Origin of the sequence: Campylobacter concisus (assembly GCF_003048835.2) — a bacterium.
Taxonomy (GTDB): Bacteria; Campylobacterota; Campylobacteria; order Campylobacterales; family Campylobacteraceae; genus Campylobacter_A; species Campylobacter_A concisus_D.
The window spans coordinates 1,029,898-1,055,627 of the sequence record NZ_CP060705.1 but is presented as its reverse complement, the minus strand read 5'-3'; the positions used below and the strand labels follow the sequence as shown (position 1 = coordinate 1,055,627).

Annotated in this window: 26 protein-coding genes and 1 tRNA gene; 8 read left to right on the top strand and 19 right to left on the bottom strand. The window is 39.5% G+C overall.

The window, feature by feature from the left end:
* Positions 1-622 precede the first annotated feature (622 nt).
* A complete protein-coding gene (gene htpG, locus CVT08_RS05255; RefSeq protein ID WP_107856233.1) occupies positions 623-2,479 on the top strand; it encodes a molecular chaperone HtpG in 1,857 nt (618 codons plus the stop codon).
* 108 nt (positions 2,480-2,587) lie between these two features.
* Here htpG and CVT08_RS05250 read toward each other — a convergent pair whose 3' ends face one another.
* From CVT08_RS05250 to rpmB, 3 genes are all read right to left on the bottom strand, one after another.
* Positions 2,588-2,794 carry a DUF465 domain-containing protein gene (locus tag CVT08_RS05250; protein ID WP_002942218.1) on the bottom strand — a complete coding sequence of 69 codons (207 nt, stop codon included), beginning with the start codon at positions 2,792-2,794 and terminating at the stop codon, positions 2,588-2,590.
* Between the two features lie 132 nt (positions 2,795-2,926).
* Positions 2,927-4,057 carry a potassium channel family protein gene (locus tag CVT08_RS05245; protein ID WP_107856232.1) on the bottom strand — a complete coding sequence of 377 codons (1,131 nt, stop codon included), beginning with the start codon at positions 4,055-4,057 and terminating at the stop codon, positions 2,927-2,929.
* 22 nt (positions 4,058-4,079) lie between these two features.
* Complete coding sequence (rpmB, locus tag CVT08_RS05240) at positions 4,080-4,271, bottom strand: 50S ribosomal protein L28 (protein WP_002942221.1); 192 nt, start codon at positions 4,269-4,271, stop codon at positions 4,080-4,082.
* 151 nt (positions 4,272-4,422) lie between these two features.
* On the opposite strand from rpmB, the gene CVT08_RS05235 reads away from it, so the two are divergent.
* From CVT08_RS05235 to CVT08_RS05215, 5 genes are all read left to right on the top strand, one after another.
* Positions 4,423-5,169 (top strand): hypothetical protein, encoded by a 747-nt coding sequence (locus CVT08_RS05235; protein ID WP_107856231.1) that lies wholly within the window; start codon positions 4,423-4,425, stop codon positions 5,167-5,169.
* The gene (locus CVT08_RS05230; RefSeq protein WP_107856230.1) at positions 5,166-6,539 is read left to right on the top strand and encodes a prephenate dehydrogenase; all 1,374 of its coding nucleotides are present in this window, start codon (positions 5,166-5,168) and stop codon (positions 6,537-6,539) included. Before CVT08_RS05235 ends, CVT08_RS05230 begins: the two co-directional genes overlap by 4 nt.
* Positions 6,540-6,548: 9 nt before the next feature.
* The gene (gene rpe, locus CVT08_RS05225) at positions 6,549-7,196 is read left to right on the top strand and encodes a ribulose-phosphate 3-epimerase (protein WP_103567484.1); all 648 of its coding nucleotides are present in this window, start codon (positions 6,549-6,551) and stop codon (positions 7,194-7,196) included.
* Positions 7,193-7,996, top strand: a complete 804-nt coding sequence (locus CVT08_RS05220) for a 3'-5' exonuclease (protein WP_107856229.1) — start codon at positions 7,193-7,195, stop codon at positions 7,994-7,996. Before rpe ends, CVT08_RS05220 begins: the two co-directional genes overlap by 4 nt.
* Before the next feature lie 287 nt (positions 7,997-8,283).
* Positions 8,284-8,790, top strand: a complete 507-nt coding sequence (locus CVT08_RS05215; protein WP_230855903.1) for a UbiD family decarboxylase domain-containing protein — start codon at positions 8,284-8,286, stop codon at positions 8,788-8,790.
* A gap of 58 nt (positions 8,791-8,848) precedes the next feature.
* Here the strand turns inward: CVT08_RS05215 and CVT08_RS05210 are convergent, their stop codons facing one another.
* The 7 genes from CVT08_RS05210 to CVT08_RS05180 all read right to left on the bottom strand — a co-directional run bounded on the left by CVT08_RS05210 (position 8,849) and on the right by CVT08_RS05180 (position 16,722).
* Positions 8,849-9,967 (bottom strand): M20/M25/M40 family metallo-hydrolase, encoded by a 1,119-nt coding sequence (locus CVT08_RS05210; protein WP_107856228.1) that lies wholly within the window; start codon positions 9,965-9,967, stop codon positions 8,849-8,851.
* Between the two features lie 9 nt (positions 9,968-9,976).
* The gene (locus CVT08_RS05205; protein ID WP_002942766.1) at positions 9,977-10,432 is read right to left on the bottom strand and encodes a YjiG family protein; all 456 of its coding nucleotides are present in this window, start codon (positions 10,430-10,432) and stop codon (positions 9,977-9,979) included.
* Between the two features lie 3 nt (positions 10,433-10,435).
* A complete protein-coding gene (locus tag CVT08_RS05200; RefSeq protein WP_103570668.1) occupies positions 10,436-11,068 on the bottom strand; it encodes a nucleoside recognition domain-containing protein in 633 nt (210 codons plus the stop codon).
* 257 nt (positions 11,069-11,325) lie between these two features.
* Complete coding sequence (locus CVT08_RS05195; RefSeq protein WP_265094272.1) at positions 11,326-13,443, bottom strand: RNA degradosome polyphosphate kinase; 2,118 nt, start codon at positions 13,441-13,443, stop codon at positions 11,326-11,328.
* 163 nt (positions 13,444-13,606) lie between these two features.
* Positions 13,607-14,191 carry an NUDIX domain-containing protein gene (locus CVT08_RS05190; protein WP_107856226.1) on the bottom strand — a complete coding sequence of 195 codons (585 nt, stop codon included), beginning with the start codon at positions 14,189-14,191 and terminating at the stop codon, positions 13,607-13,609.
* Entirely contained in the window at positions 14,176-15,543 is a 1,368-nt protein-coding gene (mgtE, locus tag CVT08_RS05185; RefSeq protein WP_107856225.1) for a magnesium transporter, read from the bottom strand. The genes CVT08_RS05190 and mgtE overlap by 16 nt, the downstream gene beginning before the upstream one ends.
* Before the next feature lie 9 nt (positions 15,544-15,552).
* A complete protein-coding gene (locus CVT08_RS05180) occupies positions 15,553-16,722 on the bottom strand; it encodes a peptidoglycan DD-metalloendopeptidase family protein (protein WP_087581705.1) in 1,170 nt (389 codons plus the stop codon).
* 114 nt (positions 16,723-16,836) lie between these two features.
* Between CVT08_RS05180 and CVT08_RS05175 the strand changes: the two genes are divergently transcribed.
* Together CVT08_RS05175 and CVT08_RS05170 are read left to right on the top strand one after the other, a co-directional pair.
* On the top strand, positions 16,837-17,559 hold the full coding sequence (locus CVT08_RS05175; RefSeq protein WP_107856224.1) for a plasminogen-binding N-terminal domain-containing protein: 723 nt from the start codon (positions 16,837-16,839) through the stop codon (positions 17,557-17,559).
* A 3-nt stretch (positions 17,560-17,562) separates the two neighbouring features.
* Positions 17,563-18,384: a YihY family inner membrane protein gene (locus tag CVT08_RS05170; RefSeq protein ID WP_103639446.1), complete on the top strand. Its 822-nt coding sequence runs from the start codon at positions 17,563-17,565 to the stop codon at positions 18,382-18,384.
* Between the two features lie 74 nt (positions 18,385-18,458).
* On the opposite strand, the gene CVT08_RS05165 is transcribed toward CVT08_RS05170, so the two are convergent.
* The 9 genes from CVT08_RS05165 to CVT08_RS05125 form a co-directional block, all read right to left on the bottom strand.
* The gene (locus tag CVT08_RS05165; protein ID WP_107856223.1) at positions 18,459-19,484 is read right to left on the bottom strand and encodes a hypothetical protein; all 1,026 of its coding nucleotides are present in this window, start codon (positions 19,482-19,484) and stop codon (positions 18,459-18,461) included.
* Positions 19,471-20,187, bottom strand: a complete 717-nt coding sequence (locus CVT08_RS05160) for a metallophosphoesterase (protein WP_107856222.1) — start codon at positions 20,185-20,187, stop codon at positions 19,471-19,473. Before CVT08_RS05160 ends, CVT08_RS05165 begins: the two co-directional genes overlap by 14 nt.
* A gap of 127 nt (positions 20,188-20,314) precedes the next feature.
* Positions 20,315-21,790 (bottom strand): aldehyde dehydrogenase family protein, encoded by a 1,476-nt coding sequence (locus tag CVT08_RS05155; protein ID WP_107856221.1) that lies wholly within the window; start codon positions 21,788-21,790, stop codon positions 20,315-20,317.
* Between the two features lie 128 nt (positions 21,791-21,918).
* Positions 21,919-23,088, bottom strand: a complete 1,170-nt coding sequence (locus CVT08_RS05150) for a sensor histidine kinase (protein WP_107856220.1) — start codon at positions 23,086-23,088, stop codon at positions 21,919-21,921.
* Positions 23,081-23,743: a response regulator transcription factor gene (locus tag CVT08_RS05145; RefSeq protein WP_021089189.1), complete on the bottom strand. Its 663-nt coding sequence runs from the start codon at positions 23,741-23,743 to the stop codon at positions 23,081-23,083. The genes CVT08_RS05150 and CVT08_RS05145 overlap by 8 nt, the downstream gene beginning before the upstream one ends.
* Positions 23,744-23,752: 9 nt before the next feature.
* A complete protein-coding gene (locus CVT08_RS05140) occupies positions 23,753-24,025 on the bottom strand; it encodes a pyruvate kinase (RefSeq protein WP_103578618.1) in 273 nt (90 codons plus the stop codon).
* Between the two features lie 63 nt (positions 24,026-24,088).
* Positions 24,089-24,994, bottom strand: a complete 906-nt coding sequence (locus tag CVT08_RS05135; RefSeq protein WP_103567496.1) for an AEC family transporter — start codon at positions 24,992-24,994, stop codon at positions 24,089-24,091.
* Between the two features lie 244 nt (positions 24,995-25,238).
* A tRNA-Leu gene (locus CVT08_RS05130) sits at positions 25,239-25,325 on the bottom strand.
* 71 nt (positions 25,326-25,396) lie between these two features.
* Entirely contained in the window at positions 25,397-25,699 is a 303-nt protein-coding gene (locus CVT08_RS05125; protein ID WP_012001719.1) for an HU family DNA-binding protein, read from the bottom strand.
* Positions 25,700-25,730 lie beyond the last annotated feature (31 nt).

The window sequence follows — 25,730 nt, the reverse complement described above, 5'->3', positions numbered from 1 at the left end:
TTCGTATGTATCTTTTTTTGACTAGTTTTTAGCTTGCTTATTTATTTTGATTTGTTATTGTTGTTAAATTTGATGAAGAATAGCTTTTATGTCATATTTTGCGATTAAATCTAGAGTGATGAAAAATTTTGCAAAGCATGGCGCTAAAGATTTCTTGCATAGTGATTATTGGTGAATTAAATTTTTAAAATAGCTTTGACTTAAGTGCCCTTAAAACTAAAAACATCACAGGGCTGTTATGTTTTAGTTTTTAAATTTACAACCTCTTGTATTAGAAAATATAGATAAAACATTTGAATTTTTAACCAAAGGGCTTAAATTTATTGTTTTTTTCTTTTGATATCTATTTATATAGATATTTGTCTCTTATTTTTGTAAAGCAAGCTAGCAACATTTTATAAAAAGATTTGCATTATTTTTAAATAAATACTATACAAACTAGTATTTTTTTAATAATAAAAAAATTAAATATAAATTTTTATTTTTATTTAAAAAAAATTATCATATATGTCTAAAAATTTTTATAAAAAAACTTGATAGCATTACTATCAATGCTAAGAGTATTTTTTTATCACTTTGTGCTATAATCTGCCAAAGAAATTTAAAAACAAGGAAAAAGAAAATGGCAGATAAATTTGAATTTCAGACCGAGGTCAATGACCTTTTAAATTTAATGATCCACTCTCTTTACTCAAATAAAGAGATATTTTTAAGAGAGCTCATATCAAACTCAAACGACGCACTTGACAAGCTAAACTACCTATGCTTGACAGATGAAAAGTATAAAAGCTTAAGCTATACTCCAAGGATCGACATAAAGGTCGATGAAAAAGCCAAAATTTTAACTATCAGCGACAACGGTATCGGCATGGATAAAGATGAGCTTATCGCAAATTTAGGCACCATTGCAAGAAGTGGTACAAAGGGCTTTATGCAAAGCTTAAGCGGCGATGCAAAGAAAGATAGCTCGCTCATTGGCCAGTTTGGTGTGGGCTTTTACTCAGCATTTATGGTGGCAAGCAAGATCGAAGTCATAAGCAAACGTGCGCTTGGTGAGAAAGCCTATAAATGGACATCTGACGCAAAAAGCTACGAGATCGAAGAGGCTAGCAAAGATGGCTTTGGCACGGATATAATCCTGCATTTAAACGACGATGAATTTGCAAATTCTTGGCGCATAGAGGAGATAGTCAAAAAGTATTCAAACCACATCCCTTATCCTATATTTATGGATAAAGAGAGCTACGTCGCACCAAAAGAAGGCGAAAAAGAAGGCACATACGAGAGCAAAAATGAGCAGATAAACAAGGCAAATGCGCTTTGGAGAGTAAGCAAATCAAGCCTCAAAGAGCAAGACTACAACGACTTTTATAAGCAAATTTCACACGACAGCAGCGACCCGCTACTTTATATCCACACAAAGGCCGAGGGCAAGATCGAGTATTCGACGCTATTTTATGTGCCAAGCACTGAGCCGTTTGATCTCTTTAGGGTTGATTATCAAAGTGGCGTGAAGCTCTATGTGAAGAGGGTTTTTATAACTGACGATGCAAAAGAGCTTTTGCCACCGTATTTAAGATTTATCAAAGGCGTGATCGATGTTGAGGATCTGCCGCTAAATGTTAGCCGCGAAATTTTGCAAGAAAATGCGATAATGCGAACTGTTAAAGAGCAAAGTGTGAAGAAAATTTTAAGTGAGCTTGTAAAAGTAAAAGATAACGACCGCGAAAAATACATAAAATTTTACAAACTATTTGGCAAGGTTTTAAAAGAGGGACTTTATGGCTTTAATGCTGAAAAAGAGCAAATTTTAGATCTTTGCCTGTTTAAAAGCTCAAAAAGAGACGGGCTTATCAGTTTAAAAGAGTACAAAGAGGCGATGAAAGAGGATCAAAAGTCGATCTACTACATCAGCGGCAACAACGAAAATATGCTAAGAAATTCGCCGCTTCTTGAGAGCTTTAAGAAAAACGACATCGAAGTATTAATAATGGATGAAGAGATCGACACGATCGTCATGCCAATGGTCAATGAATTTGACAAAACACCTCTAAAATCAGTCTCGCACGCTGATATCAACGACGAGATCAAAAACGACGAGAAGGTCGATGAGAGCAAGGTTGCAAACACACTTGTTAAGATGAAAGAGATATTAAAAGACGAGGTAAAAGACGTTAGACTAAGCTCAAGGCTCTCAAGCTCGGCTGCGGTGCTAATATATGACAAAAACGATCCTGATTACGCTATGCAAGAGATGCTAAAACAGATGGGACAAGGCGCAAATGCTCCAAAAGTTAAGCCGATCTTGGAGATAAATGCTGATCATGAAATTTTCGCAAAACTTGAGAAAAACGAGGCGATGGTTTATGATATAGCGCCTTTGCTTCTTGATATGGCAAGGCTAAATGAGGGTATGAGCCTAGAAAATCCAGCTAAATTTTCAGAACTTCTAACAAAAGTGATGATAAAAGCTATATAAAATTTGTAAGCCCAAAGAAATTTGGGCTTTTTAAATTTGTAGTCTAGTAAAAGCTCAAAATAATGCAAGCTAAGCGAAATTTGGCTCCACTATTAGTTTGAATTTTGCTTATTTTTGCTCTTTGTATTTTAAAATTTGGGCGTAAATTTCGTCTTTTAGTTTTAATTTTTCTTTTTTCAAGGCATCAAGCTCAGAGGCTTGTGCAGCTTTACTGTCTATTTTTTCATTTAGCTCGTCATGCTTTTTGCAAAGTGCGGCAAAATGAACATCTACTTTTTTCAACTCATTTATGAGATCAGTGTATTCGTGTAACATACGTAGCTCCTGTAAAAAATTTATAAATTCTAACAAGGCTTTGTAAATGTTTGGCTATCTAAATTTAGATCTATAAAAGCTTCTAGTATATAGTGGTTGAGTCAAATTTATGCCACAAACCAAATGCAAAAACTAAACGTATTTTAGTTCTTCTGGCTTGTGTTTGCTCTTTACTAGGCGTTTGGTTAGGCGTATGCCATCAACTGTGCCGATGACTAAAAGCTTTGTGCCAGTGCCGATTAGAGTATCGCCATTTGGCATAGGGATAAATTTGTTATTTATGTCTCTAATGCCTACCACGTCAGCATTCGTGATATTTCTTAGGTGTGTCTCTTTTAGTCTTTTAAACCTGATCCAAGAGTAATCAGGCACAAGAATTTCTTCTATGTCAATAGGCGAGCTTTTTGTGTATAGAAATTGCTCGAGTAAATTTTCCATATCAGGTCTTACGCTCATGGCACTTAGGCGCTGTGCAACTAGGCGAGATGGGCTTACGACGTTATCAGCACCAAGTTTTTTTAGCCTTTGTGTGTCATCTTCGCTATCTGAGTTTGTGATGATGTGGTAAGGTTTTTTGCGGTCTATCTCTTTTTCATAAAGTCTAACAGATGCGATAAGTGCGATATTATCAGCGATATTTGGGCTAAGAGTGATTAAGCCTTTTGCACTTGATAGATGCGTTTTTAAAAAGGCGATTTGAGTATGAGGCTGAGCTTTTATGAAGTATGGATACTTGTAAATTTGAGCTATTTCTGCGATATCTTCTCTATCGTCAACCACTACAAACGGTATGTGATTTTCACGAAACTGAGCGCTAAGCTCGATCGTGTAGAGGTTGTGATAACAAATAACGAAGTGATTTTTTAGTCTTGCGATCTTGTAAAGCATGCGCCTTTCCTTTAAAATGCTAATTAATGTGCCTCTTTTTAGAACTTCTACAACGATACCGATTGATAGCGTGAAAATGATGAAGCCAACAAGGATAAATGTTATAGTAAAAATTCGCCCCTTTGGAGTTATAGACGCAACTTCGGTAAAACCGACCGTCGTGAAGGTCATGCCTGCTTGGTAAAAGGCATCTATGAGAGAGAAGTTATCTATAAAGATATAGCCAAGTGTTCCAAAAAGTAACAGTAGTACGACTGAAATTAGTGGAAATCTAAAAGGTTTTAGTTGTTCGTAAAGCTCAGTATCTAGGCTTATTTCTGGTTTTGCGGAGTTTGACCAGTTGAGGAATTTTAAAAGTCTTGAGAGAAAAGACATAAATTCCTCTTCATTTTATCTCTTAGTTTGACTGTTTTTTCATGGTTCTTAGAGTAGAAGCAGCAACTTTTATTCTTCTTGTTGTGCCATCTTCTAGAGTAACACGGATAGTTCTAAGATTTGGTAAAAATCTTCTTTTAGTTTTATTGTTGGCGTGGCTCACGTTGTTGCCTACCATTGGTCCTTTGCCAGTTATCGCACATCTTTTTGACATTTTTTTTCCTTATAAACAAAAATTTCTGCTGATTTTATCTAAACAAAACCAAAGTATTGCTTAAAATGAAGATTTATATTTATAAGTTTTGTTGATTTTTTATTTAATTAAGGCTAAAATAGCCCCAAAATAAAAAATCGGTAAAACAAAAATGCTAACTAAAAATCAAATAGATGAAATTTCAAATTTTATCTATACAATGCCCGATGTTTTTTATGAGTGCCAAAAGCACTTGGATGAGGGCGACATCACTACTGCTATGGAGCTTTTTAGGGGGAGTGAGACTTTTAAAGCGTACTTTGCAACGATAGTAAATTTAGGCGATTTTGGCGTTCAAAACCACACTAGAGATATCTATGCGATGGCTTATCCGCTAGGCATAGACAACCTAAAAATGATAATTTGCTCTTATTTTGTTTTTATCAAATCTCCAAAAAGATATAAAAATTTTGGTGTAAATTTATACTCGATGATGGAGTTTAATGCCAAATTTCTATCTGACTGGAGCAAGCTTCTAAACTACCTTGGGCTAAAAAATCAAAAAAATTTATTTCTAGCTGCCTACGCGCTCATTCTTCTTATATTTTGCGAGCTGATCTTTTTAAAGTATCCGCACTCGCTTAAACATATCGTTGGTTTTTCTGATATGAGCTTTGATAGGATATTGCAGCGAAGGTTTGATATTTCGCTATTTGGAGTGCTTTTAAAGCTTGCAGGATGGGAGAGCGATAGGCTCACCAGAGAAGAGGTTTTGGTTTTAAAATACTTTAAAATTTTGCTCTCCTATGAGGCTAGCACTGCTAAATTTTTTGACTTTGGCATCGATAGGATCACCGATGTTAGCGTCCATGCTTCGGCTGATATGGTTATAAATTTAAAAAAGGCTCTTAGAAAATGAAAGTAACTTTTGAGGGCTCTTTGGCCATTGTTAGGCCATTTGGATTTTTGGAGGTTAATATCACCCCTTCAAGTATCAAAAAGGCCGATGTGGAGCAAATTTGTGCAAGGCAGATAAGTGCTATTTTGCTTTCATTAAAAAATGTCACCTTTTTTAGCCCGCTTTGGCTAAATAGCACGTGCGAGCATCTCTCAGGCATAGCTAAGCAGATAGGCGCTGAGTTTGCAGTTTGCGACTATGACGATACTTTTTACGAGCTTGTGGCAAAGACTTCAAAAAATATTTTGAGATTTTCACTCTTTGAAAATGAAAAAGTTGCGACGCTATTTTTAAACGATACGCTAGCAGATAGTAGCGAAGCCATCGTGATTTATAACAAAAATGAGCAGTATAAAGACTACATCAACTCGCTTTTGGAGCAAAAGTGTTACAAGTGTAAATTTGTAAAAAGCGTGGAAGAATTTAACGCGGCCAAGCAAGCTTACAAATACACCATCAGTACCCTAAATCACATCGTTTTAGGCAAAAAAGAGTTTAGCACCTTTGTAAGAGGCGACGTCGTCATTTACAAGACAGTAGGGCTCATAGATAGCTCTTTTGTGCAGAATTTTGACTATAAATTTCACGAAAGATTACAAAAGATAGGCTTTAAATTCTTTGTTTTTTGGTCTGATTCGGTCGGTGCTTTAAATACCATAGGTGCTAGTTTTTTGATAAAGCTATCTGAGCTGAGCCAAAAAAGTGGCGGTATATTGGCGATTTGCGGCTTAAATGAGGGCAACATCTCAGATACACTTGCCTCAAATTTAAAAGCAGCAAAGATACTTTTATATAAAAAGATGGATGATTTTTTCAAAGATGACTCGACGCTCTATTTTAAAAAGCGCCTTATCGACATTGAGCCTACAAAGATGAATAAAAGCTTAGTTGAGTTTTTGCCACTTGTGATCTCAAGTGTCACAGACGTGCTCTCGCCTTTGATAGAGAGTGAAATTTTATGCCTTGATGCAAAGATTAGCAACTTTAACGTAGAGGGTGAAAATGACTATCTGAGGGCTTGCGTGCTCTTTTATGGCGATATACAGATGAGAATTTTGCTTGGTGTTAAAAAGGACAAGCTTAGCAAAATTTGCTCCATTTTTTCAGATAATGGCGATCTGGAGTGTGGCTGTTTAAGCGGATTTTCTCAAATTTTTAGTATCATTGCAAGCAAAATTTTAGACATTTTCATCGAGAGAAATTTAAAGGTAAAGCTTAGCAACTTTAAATTTTACGAAAATGAGATGTTTTTTGACAGAGCAAGCAGTGGAATTTTTGCCACATTAAATGCAAAAGAGAGCCAAACTGGCGTGATTTTTATAAGCAAATAAGGATTTAAAATGTACGTTGCACCTAGTATTTTGTCGGCTGATTTCGGAAATTTGGCAGCTGAGATAAGAGCCATTTGCGAGGCTGGGTGCGATCTGGTACATGTTGATGTTATGGATGGGCATTTTGTGCCAAATTTAACCATCGGACCAGTTGTGGTAAGTGCCGTTGCAAAGGCTGCTACAAAGCCACTTGACATACATCTAATGGTTGAAAATAACTCATTTTTTGCTGACCTTTTCTTGCCACTAAAGCCAAAATTTCTAACCTTTCACATAGAAGAAGAGAAGCACCCCATGAGACTTATCGATCACATCAGAAAAAACGGCGTTGGCCCTGGTATCGTGCTAAATCCGCACACGCCAGTTAGCGCGATCGAGCATATCATCGATGAAGTCGATATGGTACTATTAATGAGCGTAAATCCTGGCTTTGGCGGTCAGAAATTTATGCCAGTCGTGCTTGAGAAAACAAGGGCACTAAGAGAGCTAATAGAGCGCAAAAACGCCAAGTGTCTCATCGAAGTAGATGGCGGTGTAAATGGACTAAATGCGCCTGATCTTGAAGAGGCTGGAGCTGATGTCTTGGTGGCTGGCAGCTATATCTTCTCATCAAATTCATACGAACAAGCCATTCGCGCCATAAAGCTTGAGTTTTGAAACCAAAAAAACAGCGTTTAGAAAATAGCATTGAAATTTTAGCTAGGCAAAATTTAGGCTATCACGAGTTTATTTTAAAATTTAGCGATATTGAGGAAATTTCATCGCTCATCGACGTGCGTGACCTTGATATGTGGCGAACTCTCGGGCTTGATATCACTAGAAATGAAAGCAACGAGATTGAGCTTGGCACGAGATTTAGAGATATTAGCGAGCAGGAATTTTGCGTTGTAGATATCGAAACGACTGGTGGCACTACAAATGGTCAGATAATAGAAATTGGTGCTATAAAAATGAAAAATGGTGCTGAAATAGGGCGCTTTGAAAGCTTTATAGCAGCTCCTGTGGTGCCTGAAAATATCACAGAGCTAACTGGCATAAAGGCTAGCGATCTAGTCGGTGCGCCAAATTTGCTAAATGTGCTTGAGCGGTTTAAGATTTTTCTAGGGACTAGCGTTTTTATCGCACACAACGTAAATTTTGACTACGGATTTATCTCACACAGCCTAAATGAGATCGGCCTTGGCATACTGCTAAATAGAAAACTTTGTACCATCGATCTTAGCCGCCGCACCATCGCCTCGCAAAAATACGGTCTTGGCTCGCTAAAAGAGCTTCTTGGCATAAATAACACTCACCACAGAGCCCTAAATGACGCGATAGCAGCAGCTGAAATTTTCAAAGTCTGCTTAACTCGCCTGCCATTTAGCATACAAACAACAGAGGATCTCATAAGCTTTAGCAAAAATGCCCCAAGCGTAAAGCTAAAACCAGAACCAGTTTTGAGGGCTTTGGAGTAGGGCGGTTTTAAATTTAAGCCACTTGAGTGGAAATTTAGAAATTTGATTTAGTTGAGGGCTTTTAAACGAGACTTTATGTCCTTGTGTAGTTTGCAATCATCGTGCTTTCAAAAACGCTGCAGTCCTATCACCCTGCGCAAGCGCTGATCTTTACAAAATCCCTAAAACAACGTTGCTATTGTGGATAAATTTCTCGTGAGTGCTAGTTTTTGTGTGCGCATAGCCAAGCCGTCACTACTGATAACTCAGTTTGTTAGGCCGTTTTGCTTTTGTAGCAAATTTAGAGCTTGTGTCAATGTGAAAATTTACTTTGGCAAAAACTTTGCAGTAAATTTGGAGTTAAATGTACGGTCTTAAGCGACGATGAACTTTTGGCTAAATTTCAAAGCGTTGCGCCAAATGTCAGGGAGCTTAGGCAGTTTAAAAAGCAGAGTAAAACGCCTATTTGTGTGTTGAAATTTGAGAAAGATCGCCCTGTAAAAGAGCTATTTGCCAAGTTTTTGGCGTTTAAGGAGTTTTTCAAGCTACTGGTTGTTGTGGATATGCAAAACTATCTAGAAAACCCATATATGCTACTTTGGCGTGTGACAAATAACATCGACGCCTTGCGTGATATTTACATCGAGGGCGAAAATTTCTGCGTGGATGCGACGAGCAAGGACGAACTAGAGGGCTATACTCGTGGCTGGCCTATGCAAACTGACTGCGACCGCGAGGTGGTGGCTGAGCTTGTAAAGCGTGGTGTGGTGAAAGATGAGCCAAAGCTTTTTCATAAATTTGAGATATTTGGGTAGGTTTTGACTGCTGTAACGTTATAAATTTAAAATTAGGCAAGCATATAGCTTGCCTAAACTACGAAAGTTTTTTGATAGCTTCAACTATGAGGTTGCACTTTTTGACGACCGAGTTTATCTCTAGATACTCGTTTTTCGTGTGCATGTTGCCGCCAGTTGGACCAAGGCCATCTATCGTAGGACAGCCTGCTGATGCGCTGATGTTGCCATCGCTTAGTCCGCCAGCATCGACCCAAGTGACCTTCGTGCCTGTTGTTGCGGCAGCCTCGTCAAAGACCTTTTTGATATTTGGTAAATTTATCTCGTCTATCATCGGAGCTTCTTCGTTTATGAGTATGCGCTCGCAAGTAATGTCTGGCACGAGCTGATGAGATAAAATTTCGTCCATTTTCTTGCGTAAAAACTCCACCGAGCTAGCGTGGCGATATCTCATCTCAAATGTCACGCTAGCAAAGTCTGGCACGACGTTTTGGGCGTCACCGCCTTTTGTCATTATGCTATTAAATGTATGTCCTGCCTTAAAATCAGTGAGTTTTGAAAGCTCAACGATGAAATTTGCAGCCTCCACGACAGCTGAACGGCCACGCTCTGGGTGGTTACCAGCGTGTGCGCTAACACCACGGAAATTTAGCACATAAGAGACCACGCCCTTTCTAGTAGCCACCATCGAACCATCTTCTCTTGCAGGCTCGACAACTAGGGCGTAGCGCGACTTCTTGGCTAGCTCTCTTATGGCGTCTTTGGCGAAATTTGAGCCAGTCTCTTCGTGTGAGTTTAAAAATAGGCCGATTTTTAGCTTGCTTAAATCAAGCTCTTTGATGACGTAGAGCGAGAGCAGGCTACCGCCTTTATCGTCGATTGCGCCAAGTGCATTTATGCGCTCATCTATCTTTTTAAATAGCACATCAGCCTTTGTTCCCACAGGAAAAACGGTGTCCATGTGACCTATGAATAAAAAGTCGTAGCTTTTTGCCTCAAGGTCGTTTGAGATAAAAAGGCAAGGAGCAACTTTGTCGGTGTCAAGCTCTATGCTCCTACTTTTTAAGCCTAAAATTTCAGCTCTTTTTTTAAACCAAGCTGCAACTTCATTTACGCCGTTGATGCTTGAAGTTGGGCTTTCGATGTCGGTTAGCTCTTTTAAGTCAGCTAAATATTCATTTATTTCACTATCTTTCATCTTTTATCCTTATACGAGTAAGCTCATCACAAACATCGCTAAATAGGCATTTAGGATGCAAATTCCAAAAAGTACGAGATAGTGTCTGCCTGGTACTTCAAGCACGCCTAGAACTCGTCCCATGTACTGCACAGTCGAGCCAACTAGCGCCATGCCAGGGAGCAAGACAGCGATATCGTTTGCGTTTAGCGTACCATCTCCCACAAGTGCGACTAGCACGCCTGCTGAGCCGCCCCAGCTCAAAAATGCAGCCATGAAAACGGCTATGGACTCACCTGGAAGACCAAGTGGGAGCATGATAAATCCTAGAAATTTGCCTATCACGCTAAGCGCGCCAGATACTTTTAAGATGTGGATGATGACAAATGCCATAAGCACGTTTGGGATGGTGTTTTTTACAGCGATGTCCCAGCCTTTTCTAGCGCCCTCTACAAATACGTCGGTTATTAGTTTATTTTCAGTCATCTCTTACTCCTCATCATCTTTGACAAATTTTTTGACATAAAGTCTCATCAAATTTGCTCCCAAAATTTTAAAGACAAAGACGATACCAAGCACCATAGCTATGGTAGCAGGGGCTGTGTTGCCAGCTTTGTCAGTCACAAGTAAAACCGGTGCAAATGAAGATAAGAAATTTGTGATCATCGCACCAGCGCTAAACTGAAAGGCTGCAAAGATGAGAAGCTCTTTGTGTGTGATGAGGCCATCTTGGCGCAAAAATTTAGCCGTTGAGCTACCTGCGTCGGTGCTTTGTGTGCTTGCTATCAAAGAGATAGAGCAACATCCCGGTATGCCAATAAGTGGCTTTAGTACAGGCGTTAGCAGTCTTGAAGCTGCGTAAAGCGCATGGTATTTCTCAAAAATAGCGACAAAACCAAGTGCGAGCATGACGGCAGGAGCAAGGCTAAGGGCAAATAAAAAGCCGCCTTTTGCGCTAGTGCCGCTTCCTGTTTTAAACCATTCTGGAAATTGACCAGCAAGTTTGCTAAAGTCAAAGATGCCACCATAGGTGTTTTGTAAAAAACCTCCGAAGAAAACGATCGCAATTGCAAGTGTGATCGTACCGATGACGAGTTTTTTAGTATCACTACTCTCTTTCATAAAGCCTCCTTTGATTTGGAATTTGTTTAAATATTATAACGCCTATGCTTATGTAATATTTAAAATATAAAATTTGATAATTAATTATGAAATTTTATGAGTAATTTATATATAAAAATTATTATGCGATAAAAGTTAGCATTATAGAGATTTAGAATGTAAATTTAAAGTATATGAAATTTTAAAAATTTGAATTTAATATTTATGATTTATAGTAAAAATGGCTTCTAAACTTAAATTTAAAAGCCATTTATCTTTTAGCTCTCTTTTAAAAGCTTGCTCGCAAGCATATCTGCTTTGGCTTTGTCGGTGTCTTTCTTGACGGATTTATAAATTTTAGAGATGTAGTTTTCTAAAATTTCATGGCAAGAGATCACTTTTTCGCCATCGCGTCTAGCTACTTTTGCGTATTCGCCGCTGCTTTGTAGCTCAAATGCTAAGTCATTATCGCTTAGTTGAAGCTCTAAAATTTCAAGCAGCCTCTCTTGAAGTCTTGGCTCAAAGATAGGTGTCATGAGCTCCAAGCGGCGCTCTAAATTTCGTGGCATCCAGTCAGCACTTGAGATGTAAATTTTTGGATCGGCGTGTTTAAAATATAAAATTCTAGCGTGCTCTAAGTATTTGCCGATGATCGAGCGAACTCTGATGTTTTCGCTTTTGCCTTTTACACCTGGTCTTAGTCCGCACACACCGCGAACGATGAGATCGATCTTTACGCCTGCATTTGAGGCGCGGCTAAGCTCATTTATCACGTCTTCGTCTATTAGTGCGTTCATCTTAGCGATGATCCTGCCCTCGCTGCCTTTGCTAGCCTCCACTCTTATCTTTTCGATGATGCGCTCTTTTATCTGAAAGGGCGACATGCTAAGGGCGTTTAGACGTCGGTTTTTGTTATATCCTGAAAGGATGTGAAAAAACGAGGTCGTATCTTGGCTAAATTCCTCTTTGCTCGTAAATAGGCTCACGTCAGTGTAAATTTTTGCCGAGCTGCCATTGTAGTTGCCAGTGCCAAAGTGCATGTAAAATTTAAGTTTATCGCCGATCTGGCGGATCACTTGGCTAACTTTTGCATGGACTTTAAAGCCTGTGATGCCATATATCACGTGCGCGCCAGCATCTTCAAGTGCCTTTGCCCAGTGCAAGTTATTTTCTTCATCAAACCTAGCTTTTAGCTCGACCATCACGGTTACTTGCTTACCGTCGCTTGCAGCGTCTATTAGACTTTGAATGATCGGCGAGTTTTTATCGACCCTGTAAAGTGTCATGCGTATCGAGATCACTTTTGGGTCTTTGCTCGCTTCTCTTATAAAGCTAACGACTGGATCAAAGCTCTCAAATGGATGAACTAGCAGCACATCCTCTTTGTCTATGGCGTCAAAAACTGAGATGCCGTTGCCAAATGGAGGCAGTGTTTTTGGGGCGTAGGGCGGGTTTGCTAGGTGGCTGAAGTTCTTACTCCCAGCTATCTCCCAAAGAGAGCTAAGTGTGAGCGGGATGCTTGAAAAATAGATATCTTTGTGAAAAATTTTCATGTGAAAATTTAAAAACTCTAAGATATCAGCGTCTGCATCCTTGTCTATCTGCATACGCACAAAAGCCCCTTTTCTACGAAGCTTTAGCCCTTGCTCAAGTATCATCATAAAGTCATCCGCCTCTTCTTCTTCGATGACGATATCAGCGTTTCTTGTCACTCTAAAAGCAGCCGAGCTGATAAGCTTATATCCTGGGAAAATTTCTTCTGCGTGGCGGTGCACGATCGTTTCAATCGGCACAAAAACGTTGCTACTTGGCTGGGTAAATCTTGGCAAAACTCTTGAAATTCTTATCATGCCGTATTTTAAAATTTCAGGATGCTCTATGTCAGCAAGTTTAACGGCAAGCGAGAAGCTAAGGTTGTTTAGGTGCGGAAATGGATGGGTCGCATCAACGGCTATAGGGACGATGACTGGCAGGATGTTTGAGAAAAAGTATTCGTCGCATTTTTGCTTTAAGCTATCATCAAGCTCGTCGTAGTTTTTGATAAAAAGACCCTCTTTGCTAAGCGCATCGACGGTGTTTTTATAGTGAGCCTCGACTAAATTTTGCTCATCTTGCAGATACTTTCTGATCTCTCTTAGCTGATCGAGCGGACTCATGCCGTCACTGCTACTTGTCGTCACTCCAGCTGCGAAAAGTTGCTTTAGACCAGCCACTCTGATCATGTAAAACTCATCTAAATTTGTCATATAGATCGCTAAAAATTTTAGCTTTTCAAGTAAAGGTATATCCTTTTCACACTGAGCGAGCACCCTTGAGTTAAAGCGTAGCCAGCTTAATTCACGGTTGATAAAAAGAGTTTCATTTTCGCTCATCATTTTCTCCTTATAATTTTTGATTATTTTATGATATGTGCGGTTATAAAGTTCTTATTTTGTTAAAAATTTAGTTACAATAGTGCAAATTTTAAACGTAAAGGTTTCTTATGTCGGATTATATTATATTAGTTGGCATTTTTGTTGTGGCGGTCGTTGTCTTTGCGCTTATCAAAAAGGTCTCTTTTTAGCCTTTAAATTTCTCCCACCACAAGTAGGCAAAGATGAGCCCAAAGCCCTTGACCTTGCTCTCGTCAAAGGCAAATTTCATCATATCTTCTCGTTTTATAAAAACTAGCTCGATATCCTCGCCATCTACGCCACCGCCTGCATTTACCTTCATGCTCTCATCGATCTTCGCGTAAAACATCGTTTGCATGTTGCCACCAAAGCCAAAAGCGCCATACGTCATCGTGATGCGCTCCATCTCTTTTAGCTCGTATCCGACCTCTTCGACCGCCTCTTCTCTAGCGGTCTGCTCCTCGCTTAGTCCCTTATCCATAAGCCCTGCGCAAAGCTCATAAGTAAAGCCTTGCTCGTTTGTTTTGATGCCTTCTTTTTCTTGCGAGTACCAGACAGCTGGGCGAAACTGCTTGACAAACAAAAATGCATCTTTTTGCTCGTGATATAAAAATATACTGACGCTATTCATCACTTTGACGCAGTCCCAGTCTCTTTGCATGCCATTTTGTTTAAATTTCATCTTAAATGGCTTTAGGTATTTTGACTCACCAAGAGGTAAAATTTCTAAATTTGTTATAGTAGTATCCATTTTGCAAGTCCTAAAAAGCTAAAAAATCCTATCGCATCAGTAAATGTAGTAAGAATGACCGCCGAGCCAACGGCAGGATCGATGTTAAAGCGCCTTAGCGTCAAAGGTATGATCGTGCCAAAAAAGCCAGCAAAGAATAAATTTGTAACCATACTAAGGCTAATAACCACACCAAGCATGCCTTTATCAAACCAAACAGCGGCTATGACGCCCATGATAGCGCCAAAGATGAGGCCATTTACGAGTGAGATCGTCACCTCACGCTTTAAAACGCTCTTTGCATCTTTAAATTCTATCTCGCCAAGTGCCAAACGACGAACCGTAACGGCAAGTGCTTGCGTGCCAGTGTTGCCACCCATTGAAGCAACTATTGGCATCAAAACGGCAAGTGCGACGTAAGCTGCGATCGTCTCATCAAAAAGTCCGATGATAGATGAGCTAAAAAGTGCTGTTAGTAAATTTACACCAAGCCAAACCGCACGGCCACGACCAGCTTTAAATAGCGTATCGTCCTCTTCTGACTCGTCATCAACGCCAGCTAGGTTATAAATTTGCTCTGTTGCGCTCTCTTGGATGTAGTCGTGGATATCATCATACGTGATACGACCTAGCAAAATTCCAGTGCTACTTGTAACTGCGATAACGTTTAGATCGTACTCTTGAAACATATCAGCGACATCTTGCATGAGATCCATATCGTTTGCCATGTGAGGCTTGTAGTGGTCGATCTGGGTTGATTCGATATTTTGTTTTAGCGTCTTTGTAAAGTCAAATAGAATGAGATCTTCAAGCGGGATAGCGTATTGCAAGATGCTATTTTTATCGATGATGAAAAGCTGTGAGACGTTTTCTAGTTTGCCTTCTTGCTTCTCTTGTCTTAGTCTTGCGACTGCGCTGCCAAGCTTCTCTTCAAGATGAGCTGAAAATAGCTCTGTTTGCATGTGCGCACCAGCTCTATCTTCGTCATAGCTTCTAAGTCTTAAAATTTCGTTTTGATTTTCTTTATCTAGCTCGTTAAAAAGCTCTCTAGCCTTGTCCTCATCGATATCCTCGATATATTGAAGTAGGTCTGTCGCATCGTCACTCTCTAGCTCTTCAAGCGCTTCTACGATCTTTTCAGCTGGGAGCGTGTCGATCACGTCTTTTAGCATGTGATCAGGTAACTCTATCGCCACATCACCCAAAATTTCAGGATCTAGCTTTTCAAGGTACTTGGCAAAAAGCTCTTCATCGTGCTTTTTAAGTGTTTTAAGATGCTGGGCAAGCTCGTAAGCAGAGAGCTCGCCGTCTTCTAAATTTTCATCTAAGTGCTGATCTATCAGCTCTTTTGCTTCTTCTAGTTCTTGGCTCAAGTTTTACCTTTAAAAATCTATTACGTTAGGGAAAAATTCCACCTTGTGATACTCTTTGTCATTGCTTAGAGCTTGTCTTATCAGCTCATCATTTCTATTTATGACTGCTTTAAATTTAGCCGACTCTTTTTTATCTTCTATATTTTTTACGACCTTGATGGCACTTTCTGGATTGATCGGCTTGCCACCTAGATAGAGGCCAAAGTGCAAGTGTGGGCCAGTGCTCATGCCGCTTGTGCCAACGTATGCTATTAGCGTGCCTTGTTTTACTTTAAGACCGCTTCTTATGCCCTTTGCAAAGCCGTTTAGGTGGGCATAAAGTGTCTCGTAGCCGCCAGCGTGAGAGATGATGACGGTTCTGCCATAACCACTCTTTTGACCGACAAATTTGACCGTGCCATCGCCTGCAGCCTTGATCGGTGTGCCTTTTGGAGCACCGTAATCAACTCCAAGGTGCGCTCTATATCTTTGAAGGATCGGATGCCATCTTTTTAGAGTGAAATTTGATGTGATCCTAGCGTTTGCAAGAGGGCGAACGAGCAAAAATTTGTCATTTTTCTTGCCATTTTTATCATAAAATTTATCTTCAAATTTATACATCACGTAGCGTTTGTTTTTAGTTTCTATCATCGCTGCGTAAATTTCTGGCGTGCCAAAAGAGCGACCCATGCGTAGCTTTTGGTTATAGACAATAGCGATCGTATCGCCTTTGTTTATCTTTTTAAAATCGATCCCGCTGCCGCTAAAAACCTCTTTAAAACCAAGTGCTAGCGTGCCAGAGCCGGTGTAGTCAAAGATATCTTCAGAGACTGATTTATCGACTTTTAGGGCTAAAACTTTATCTTCGCTTTGGTATAAGATCGGGATAAACTCAAGCTGAAATTTACCCTTGTCGTCTCTATAAATATGTATCTGAAGCTCGTCACTAACGGGGATGAGAGCTTGTTTAACCTCGCCGTTATCGTCTTTGTAAATTTGATATTTTGTGCCAGCGATGATCTCTTCTGTTAGCTCTTGATCTTCGCTTGCTAGGTTGTAGTAAAGTGAAAGTGGGATTTTATTTGTTTCAAGGAAATTTAAAAAGCTGCTGCCATTTGGCCAACTAAGCTCATCGACAGTTGGTTTTATGGCATATAAATTTATACATAATATTGCAAAAATCACAAATATACGAGGCATCGATATCCTTTTAAAAAGCTGGAGGGGATTTTAACTAAAACTTGCTTTAATTTTGCAAAAGATAAAGCATTTTAGGCTATAATCGCTCTAAAAATTTAAACTTAGGAGATATTTTTGAAACGTATAATCGTGATTTTATCGCTGTTTTTTGGCTTTGCTTTTGGGGCTGATTTTTCTTTAAATGAGTATAGAACTCCTCTTATTAGCGTCGAGAGTGACGGCACGGCAACGATAGTTGATAGTCCTGAAATTTTGATCGGATCAAGCGGTGTTGTGCTTCATAAATTTGACACTGATAGTTCTATCATCGCAAGAGTGAGCGTTGTCTCTAAAAATGCCGGCTTTGCGAAGGTTAGATTTGAGGTGTTTGACCTGCTCGAGCAAAAGGCTCTTCCACTCCCTGGCATCGCACCTACAAGTGGCGATATAGTCGTGCTAAACTACCTTTATAACCGCTCGCTAATCGTCGTGCCAAATAAAGAAATTTATGAAGAGGTTTTGGGCGCATTTCCTAATATGATATTTATCCACCCAGATCTTGTTGGAGCATACTTGAGCTACGAATACAAGCCAAATCCAAGCAGAGACGACTTTAGAAAGATGTGCGCTCAAAGTGCAGCTGGTCTTATCTTTGTCGCGATGGATGGCAGAAGCGTTTTTGCTGATTGCCAAAGCTTTAAGGTGCTAAAAGAGTTTAAAACTGGCGAAGTTGAGTATTATCAACTACCATTTTATACAAGAGTTAGTGACATAGACACTGTGTTTTGGAAGCTAAATAGTGAGCACATCAACAACTACGACGCTCACTACGAAAAACTTTTCGAAGAAGATAACTGATAAATGAGCCGTTTGTCCTTAAGCAAGAGCGATTTAAAGAGTGGTTTAAATTTGCTAGCTGCTCTTAAGGACAAAGAGCTCTTTCACTACGCAGCAAGCCTTAGTTTTCACACGATCTTATCGATCATACCTATACTTCTTATATCGTTTTCTATCTTTACAAAACTGCCTAGCTTTGAGGATTATTACGCCAAAATTCAGGACTTTGTCTTCTCAGCTCTTTTGCCAAGTAACCAAGAGATCATCTCAAACTACTTGCAAAATTTCCTCCAAAATAGCGGAAATTTAGGCATAGTTGGCTTTGTGGCGATGATATTTACTTCGGCTATGTTTTTTAGCGATTATGAATACGTAGTCTTAAAAGTGACAAGAGCTAGCAAGGCTAGGGGCTTTTGGTCGGCACTTAGCTCGTACTGGACGCTCATCACGCTTGCACCGCTCGGACTTGCTGGCAGTTTTTATCTCTCAAGTCTCATTCAAGAGATGTTAAATTCAAACGTGATCACAAGCTCGATAAATTTCTTAAGTATCGTGCCATATCTCATCATCTGGGTTATATTTTGTGTCACATATCTCATCTCTGTAAATGACGAGATAAAATTTAAAAGCGCGTTTTTTAGCTCGTTTGCAGCATCGCTCGTTTGGTATCTTGGCAAGTCAGCCTTTGTCTATTACGTCCTTTACAACAAAACATATCTAAGCGTCTATGGTTCGTTTTCAGCTGTGCTTTTCTTCTTTGTGTGGATCTACATCTCATGGATCATCTTTTTATATGGGCTTAAATTTTGCGCTTATCTCTCAAACAGCTCTAAATTTAAAGGATAAATTTATTGCTAGCTGGCGATTTTAAATTTACCAGCTAGCAGAATATGTAATATTTTATGTGAAATTTTATGTATCTAGCGTTTAAATTCGCAAATTTCTATCTTGATATCAAGCTCTTTGCTAAATTTGCTAACAGCCTTTTCAAGCTCGTCTTTATCAAAGCAGATAAGATCAACATAAGAGTGCTTAGTGCCAGTCGCTGCACCCATGCCCTCGCAAAAAGTGCTAGTTTCAAGCTCATCTTCTATCTTAGTTTTGCTATCAACGCCAAACTGCACGTCGCCGCCGTGATACAATACTAAAAAGCAGAAATTTATACCAAGCTCATAAGCTTCATTATAGATATCGCTTTTGCCGTCATAGTATTCATTTAGCAGTGAGATTAGGCTTGTATATCCCATAAAAACATCGTCTCTTAGCTCGTCTGAGCGAGGCTCAAGCTCGTAAAAGCTAAACTGCTTTAGCGGCTCACTCGAGGCTTCTTTGCCAAATTTATCATCTATAAGATCGGCAAAGTCGGTAAGCGCGACGCCTTTCTCTCTTGGCTCATCTACGATCTCAAAGTCGCCAAGCGTGTTTATCATCGCTGTCTCGCCAACAACGTTGTCACAAAGTATGAAAGCTAGCGTGTAGGCCTTGTTTTCATCTTCACTTTTTAGCTTACTCAAAGTCTCGTTGTATAGGCACATATCCACGCTTTTTTCTTCAAAATTTGCATAGACCATGACCTCGTTTGCATCAACACTCACGCCATACATTTGTATAGTGGCTACTTCGCGCGGTGCACGTGGTTTGCCAAGTGTGCAAGTAAGTTTTGCCTCATACTCTTTTGGCATGCGTGATTTGGTAAATTTAAGCCAAAAAAGCCTATATTTCATCCCTTCTGGTGTTAGCACTAGATCGATCTTGCCATCAACAAGACCTATCATAAAAGTTGGATCGACTAAACATAAATTTAGCGCCTCCTCAGTCATTTTACTTGCAGTTTCGTAATTTTTATCCTCTAAATTACGCTTGATGACGTCTAAATTTTTACCAAGCTCGCTCCAAAATTTATCAACCCTGCTAGCAAAGCTAGAACTCTTTTTAGAAAACCACATCTTTATCCTTTTTGTTAAAATTTTCAATATTTCTTTGCGTATAAATTTTCATCGATGGAAACTCTAACGCACTTAGTTTATCAAAACCAACTTCATTAAAAACGCAGCCTGTGTCGATATCTGCGCTATTTTTATAAAATTTTACCTCTCTTACTGGCGTGTGCCCATAGACGTTAAATATACCACTAACTTGCATCTCGTCGCCTCTGCCTGAGAGCAGGTGCCTTCTAAACTCTTCGCTAGCATATTTATCGTTTCTTAGCTCCCACATATTGCCAACGGCTGAGTGAGAGACGACTAGATGCTCGCCATTTTGGGTTTTATAATCTTTAAATTCCAGATAAACTGGCCTGCTTTCTAAAAAATCCACATGCCTTTGCTTAAACTCCGTGCTTTGTCCAAGATATGATCTATATGTCGCTTCGCCGCCGTTTCCAAAGAACCAGCTCCTGTCAAATGGCACTTTGTTGTTTAAAAACTCAAATTTATTGTTTAGTAGCCTTCGCTCGTGATTTCCCATTACCATTTTATAGTCATTTTGCATGATAAGTTCGACTACGTCGCAGCTAAAAAGCCCACGATCTATCACGTCGCCAACAAAGCAAATTTGAGATTTTTCTTTGTTCGGAAACTGCTTGATAAGCTCTAAAAGCGTGTTAAAACAGCCGTGAACGTCGCCTATAATGTAAATTTGCTCGCTCAAATTTTCTCCTTTGGTGCAAATTTTAGTCTATTAAACTTAAAAATAAAGATTGTTAATTGTTGATAAATTTAGAAAGAAATTTTATTTATGAAATTTAGAGTAGTAGGGAGCATAAGCCCCCCTAAAATCATTGTGCGTAAAAGCCGCTAACCTTGCCGGTGAGATCTATCATGATGTTTTTCATCTGAGTGTAGTGCTCAAGTATGATCTTGTGCGTCTCACGGCCGATACCTGAGTTTTTATATCCGCCAAATGGGCTTCCTGCTGGGATTTGGTTGTAAGTGTTGATCCAAACTCTGCCAGTCTCCATAGACCTTGCAACGCGAAGTGCTTTTGTGATGTCTTGCGTGAAAATTCCGCCACCAAGGCCGTATTCGCTGTCATTTACCATTTTGATAAGCTCGGCTTCATCTTTAAATTTAATGACAACACCAACTGGTCCAAAGATTTCTTCCTGAGCCACTCTCATATCGTTTGTCACATCAACTAGCAGCGTTGGCTCGACAAATGCGCCCTTGTCGCAACCATTTGCGGTGTAGGCTTTGCCGCCGACTGCCACTTTTGCACCTTCTTTTTTGCCGATCTCTATGTAGTTTAAAATTTGCTCAGCTTGTTTTTTATTGATCTGAGAGCCCATTTGAGTCTTAGGATCAAGCGGATCGCCAACTTTTATAGTACTAAATTTCTTAACTGCAGCCTCGATAAATTTGTCATAAAAGCTCTCTTCTACGAAGATTCTAGACCCTGCGCAGCAAACTTGACCTTGGTTAAACAAAATGCCAAGCTGAAGACCGTCAAGCGCTTTGTCTAAATTTGCGTCGCTAAAGAAGATATTTGCGCTCTTGCCGCCAAGCTCAAGTGTGGCTGGGATGATACGACGAGCCGCAGCTATGGCGATATCACGGCCGATCTCGGTTGAGCCAGTAAAGGCTAGCTTGTCAAGGCCTGGGTGGTTTTTGATCCACTCGCCACTCTTGCTACCTCTGCCTGTTACTATATTTATCAAACCTTTTGGCAAAATTTTATCTATCAGCCTAAATAGCTCAAGCACGCTTAGGCTTGTCTCGCTTGAAGGTTTAAACACGCTCGCATCGCCTGCTGCGATCACAGGAGCTAGCTTCCAAGCTGCCATTAAAAATGGAAAATTCCAAGGAACGATCTGACCCACAACGCCTATTGGCTCGCGTAAAACGATAGAGAGTTGTTTTTCGTCAAGCACATTTGCGCTGCCTTCTTCGCCTATGATAACGCCAGCAAAGTACCTAAAATGCTCAGCTGCAAAGGGGATATCGACATTTAGCGTCTCTCTAATCGGCTTGCCGTTGTCCATACTCTCGACTTTTGCGAGGTGCTCTTTGTGCTCGTCGATGATATCAGCGATCTTGTTTAGCAGCTTTGCGCGCTCGCTAATTGTGGTGTGTTTAAATTTCTTAAAAGCCTCACGTGCAGCGCGAACTGCCTCATTTACATCTTCTTCGGTAGCGTCAGCGATCTTTGCAAGGTGCTCGCCGTTTGCTGGATTTTTAGCATCAAGGGTAGCGCCGTCTTTTGCGTCACGCCACTCACCATTTATGAAAAGCCCGTATTTTTCAAGTAGTTTCATACTTTTCTCCTTGATTAAGATTTTGTAAAAGGATTATAATATTAATAAAATTTATCAAAAATAAATTTTTGGTATAAATTCTATTTTTTAATAAATTTTATTGTTTAGAATAGGGCGGTGTTTTAAATTTAACTTTGCCAAGAGAGCGAAAACGTAGTCTTGCCATCAAGCTCACTTTGGCATTTTACGGCGATGCCGTTTTTCTTGCAGCACTCTTTTACTAAATTTAGCCCTATGCCAAAGCCGCCTTGATCGTCGTTAAATCTCGTGTAACGATCAAAAATTTTCATCTGCTGCTCTTTACTGATGCCACGTCCAGTGTTGCTTATGCTAAAGAAATTTGGCTCTAAAATGATGCTAACCTTTGAATTTGGTGCTGCATATTTTGAGGCGTTGCTTAAGAGATTGTCTAAAATTTTACTCACATCTTCAAGGTCTGCATTTATGAAGCTTGGTTTTAAGCTGGCATCTATCTTAAGTCCGCGTTTGGCAAAAAATGGTGAAAAATAGTTTAACCTTTGCGTGGTTAGTAAATTTAGATCTATGAGCTCTTTTTTGCTTGGCCTATCAAGGTTGAAGCTTAGATGAACAAGCGCGTCGTAGATGCTGCCTAGGCTCTTTGCGGCAAGGCTGATGTTGTTAAAACGCTTTAAATTTCGCTCATTTAGGTTTTCAAGATCGGCCGTTTCTATGCTCATAGAAATGACGCTTAGAGGTGTATTTATCTCGTGTGTTGAGTCTTTTATGAAGCGGTTTAGCGTATCTATCTTTTCATAAAGTGGCTTTAGGCTTAGTTTTGCTAGGTAAAAGGCGACAAAGAGCAGGGCAAAAAGGAAAAAGAGCGCCTTTAGCGTGGTTGAAATTTGCAAAGATAAAATTTCAACCTTGATATCTTTGCCAACTAGAAAAATATCAGCGTGCGATAGCTCGTCTGTGGCGTTGTCCTCCATGTACTGGATCTTTTCAAATATCGAGACCTTGCCGTCTATCAAATTTACATTTTTGCTTTTGTCGATCTTTTGGCAGTCAAAGTCTTTATAAATTTTCTCGCCATTTTCTAGCACAATACAAGCATGTACGCCCTTTTCGTTTGTGAGGCTTGAGACCGAGTCTAGGCCATTCATCCTGGCTTTCATATATATGCCCATCTTGATCTCTTTTAGGCTTTTTACCTCGTTTAAGATGAGCGCATTTTTTTTATTTTTATAGTCATTTATGAAAAAATAGCCCAGAAAGAGCACGGAGCTAACAAGATAGAGGGATAAAATTTTAAATAAAATTTGCGTCTTTTCAGACATAGATGTAACCATCTCCACGCCTGTTTAAAATGGCATCTTTGCCTAAAATCTGGCGTAGATTTTTGATATAGACACGGAGGCTAAGCTCGCTTGGCTCCTCGTCAAATTTCCAAATTTTATTAAAAATTTCATCTTTGGTTAAAATTTTGCCCTTGTTTTGCAAAAATAGGGCGAGCAGGTCGCTCTCTTTGCTCGAGATATTTACATTTTCGCCGTTTTTACTTAGAGTTTTGCTCTGTGGGTGAAAGCAAAGATCATCTAAAATTTTGATATCTTCGCCGTTTTGGTGTGAGAAATTTCTTTTTATGAGAGCTTGCATGCGGATAAGTAGCTCTTTTAGCTCAAATGGCTTTTTTAGATAGTCATCGCAGCCGCTTTTGTAGCCTTTTTCAAGGTCGTCTATGGTGTTTAGCGAGGTGGTAAATATGCTAGGTGTTGTGACGCCAAGCTCACGTAGCGATGAAAGTAGGGAGAAGCCGTCGCCTTGCGGGAGTTTGACGTCTAGTATAAGTAGGTCAAAATTTCGCTCGTATGCAAGATCTAGTGCGTCTTTGGCATTGTTTGTAGTGGTGACATCGTAACCATTTTCGCCCAGATACTCGCTTATTAGATCAAGTAATGTTTCATCATCTTCAACAAGCAAAATTCTGACCATCAAGCGCCTTTACATGCCTTTTTTCATTTCGTCTTTCATGCCCATGTCGTCTTTTTTCATACCCATGTCATCTTTTTTCATTTCGTCTTTCATGCCCATGTCTTCTTTTTTAGCTTCGTGTTTTTTGACAGGATGTTTTTTAGACATATCATCTTTCATCATCTGCTCTTTCTTCATCATCTCATCTTTGCCCATCTTGTCCTTTTGCATCATTTCAGTAGCATTTGCAAGACCGCCAAACATAAACATAGCACCAAGTGCAACTAAGATTAACTTTTTCATAAAGTCTCCTTTAAATTAAATTATGTTGCAATTGTAGTCACTTAGTGTGAAATAAGTGTGAATTTACGCAAATACAAAATAGATAACTGGAAGCGTGATAAATGAAAAAAGCACGCCAATGGCAACTGATGAGATGGCTAGTGAGCTATCAAGCCCAGCTTTTATGACCATCGCACTTGCAAGGGCTGATGTTGGCATCGCACATTGAAAGAGGCCGACGACCCAAGTTTTGCTCATCTGGATGCCTGAGACTTTTAATATGATGAAAAATACGATAGCTGGCAATATCATCTTGCACAAAAGTACAACACTAACGCCTTTATATGAGCTTGTGATACTGCTAAAGTTAAGACCAACGCCGATCGCAAAAAGTGCGACTGGGGTGACGCTACCTTCAAACATCCTAAGTGGCGCAAAGATAAAATCTGGAAGCGGGACTTCTTTTAAGATAAGACCCATAATGAGCGCTATAAATGGTGGAAATTTTAAAATTTTCATTGTATTTTGAAACAATGAGACCTTCTCTGGTGCGGCAAAAGATAGGATGAGTGGTCCAAGGATCGAAAGCGGGATACCAGTGGCTATTTGATCGTAAAAGATGACCTCATTTACCATCGCATCGCCAAAGAAGCCCTGAATGACAGGCATACCGACAAATAGGGTGTTGCCAAAAAGGCTTAGCATGACCATACTAATGGTTGTTATTTTGGTAAATTTAAAAACCTTGCCTATAACAAATGCCAAAGCAGCACTAATGGCGGTTGATGCAAAGCCGATTAGGATCGTGTTTATAAGCGAGGCATCGACATTTACGTGGTAAATTTTATCAAAGATTAGCGCAGGCATTGCAAAACAAAGGACAAAATCCACAAATGGGATCGAGTGCTTTTGCTCAACAATGCCGACTTTTTTAGCAAAAAAACCAGTTGCGATTATGAAAAATATTGCAAAAAGTGGTGTGAAATTCATAGCAGTCTCTTTTAAGTTTGGAATTTACAAAGAGTTGATTATATGCCCCAAAAGATTAAATTACAATAAACTTTTTCAAAAATTTATTATGTGCTTTATGTTAAAAAGAGCTTTTTACACAAATTTATATTTTTTGTCTTTTAATTTGAAGTAACTTGCACTATAAAATTTATATTCGCATCCATTCTAAATTCGTTCGTACTTTTTGATCTTAAAACTTGATGTAGTTGAAAGAGAAATTTAATGGTGCCCGAGGTCGGACTCGAACCGACACAAGGTTGCCCTTATCAGATTTTGAGTCTGACGCGTCTACCAGTTTCACCACTCGGGCTAAGTTAAGATTGAAATTTTATTTTTGTGAGAAGAAAGAAAAAGGGGAGACTTGCTCCCCGAAAAAGAAAATTATTTCTTTTTACCTTTTTTAGCAGCACCAGCAGCAACTGCTTCTTTAAGTTTTTTGCCAACTTTGAATTTGACTGCTTTGCTAGCAGGAACGTCGATTACTTTCTTAGTTCCAGGAACTCTAGCTTTCCTTGCAGCTCTGTCAGCAGTACCGAAAGTACCAAAGCCTATAAAGCTAATTGTATCGCCTTTTTCAAGAACCGCTTGGATTGTCTCCAAAGTAGCATCAACAACTTTTAGAGTATCTTTTTTTGAAAGACCAGCCTTGTCGGCAACCGCTTGAATAAATTCAGCTTTTTTCATGAACCATCCTTTTAAGAAGTTATGCGGCAAT

Coding starts and splice junctions, on each gene's coding strand:
- htpG (WP_107856233.1), top strand. CDS start 623: ATGGCAGATAAATTTGAATTTCAGACCGAGGTCAATGACCTTTTAAAT.
- CVT08_RS05250 (WP_002942218.1), bottom strand. CDS start 2,794: ATGTTACACGAATACACTGATCTCATAAATGAGTTGAAAAAAGTAGAT.
- CVT08_RS05245 (WP_107856232.1), bottom strand. CDS start 4,057: ATGTCTTTTCTCTCAAGACTTTTAAAATTCCTCAACTGGTCAAACTCC.
- rpmB (WP_002942221.1), bottom strand. CDS start 4,271: ATGTCAAAAAGATGTGCGATAACTGGCAAAGGACCAATGGTAGGCAAC.
- CVT08_RS05235 (WP_107856231.1), top strand. CDS start 4,423: ATGCTAACTAAAAATCAAATAGATGAAATTTCAAATTTTATCTATACA.
- CVT08_RS05230 (WP_107856230.1), top strand. CDS start 5,166: ATGAAAGTAACTTTTGAGGGCTCTTTGGCCATTGTTAGGCCATTTGGA.
- rpe (WP_103567484.1), top strand. CDS start 6,549: ATGTACGTTGCACCTAGTATTTTGTCGGCTGATTTCGGAAATTTGGCA.
- CVT08_RS05210 (WP_107856228.1), bottom strand. CDS start 9,967: ATGAAAGATAGTGAAATAAATGAATATTTAGCTGACTTAAAAGAGCTA.
- CVT08_RS05205 (WP_002942766.1), bottom strand. CDS start 10,432: ATGACTGAAAATAAACTAATAACCGACGTATTTGTAGAGGGCGCTAGA.
- CVT08_RS05200 (WP_103570668.1), bottom strand. CDS start 11,068: ATGAAAGAGAGTAGTGATACTAAAAAACTCGTCATCGGTACGATCACA.
- CVT08_RS05190 (WP_107856226.1), bottom strand. CDS start 14,191: ATGGATACTACTATAACAAATTTAGAAATTTTACCTCTTGGTGAGTCA.
- CVT08_RS05180 (WP_087581705.1), bottom strand. CDS start 16,722: ATGCCTCGTATATTTGTGATTTTTGCAATATTATGTATAAATTTATAT.
- CVT08_RS05170 (WP_103639446.1), top strand. CDS start 17,563: ATGAGCCGTTTGTCCTTAAGCAAGAGCGATTTAAAGAGTGGTTTAAAT.
- CVT08_RS05165 (WP_107856223.1), bottom strand. CDS start 19,484: ATGTGGTTTTCTAAAAAGAGTTCTAGCTTTGCTAGCAGGGTTGATAAA.
- CVT08_RS05155 (WP_107856221.1), bottom strand. CDS start 21,790: ATGAAACTACTTGAAAAATACGGGCTTTTCATAAATGGTGAGTGGCGT.
- CVT08_RS05150 (WP_107856220.1), bottom strand. CDS start 23,088: ATGTCTGAAAAGACGCAAATTTTATTTAAAATTTTATCCCTCTATCTT.
- CVT08_RS05145 (WP_021089189.1), bottom strand. CDS start 23,743: ATGGTCAGAATTTTGCTTGTTGAAGATGATGAAACATTACTTGATCTA.
- CVT08_RS05140 (WP_103578618.1), bottom strand. CDS start 24,025: ATGAAAAAGTTAATCTTAGTTGCACTTGGTGCTATGTTTATGTTTGGC.
- CVT08_RS05135 (WP_103567496.1), bottom strand. CDS start 24,994: ATGAATTTCACACCACTTTTTGCAATATTTTTCATAATCGCAACTGGT.
- CVT08_RS05125 (WP_012001719.1), bottom strand. CDS start 25,699: ATGAAAAAAGCTGAATTTATTCAAGCGGTTGCCGACAAGGCTGGTCTT.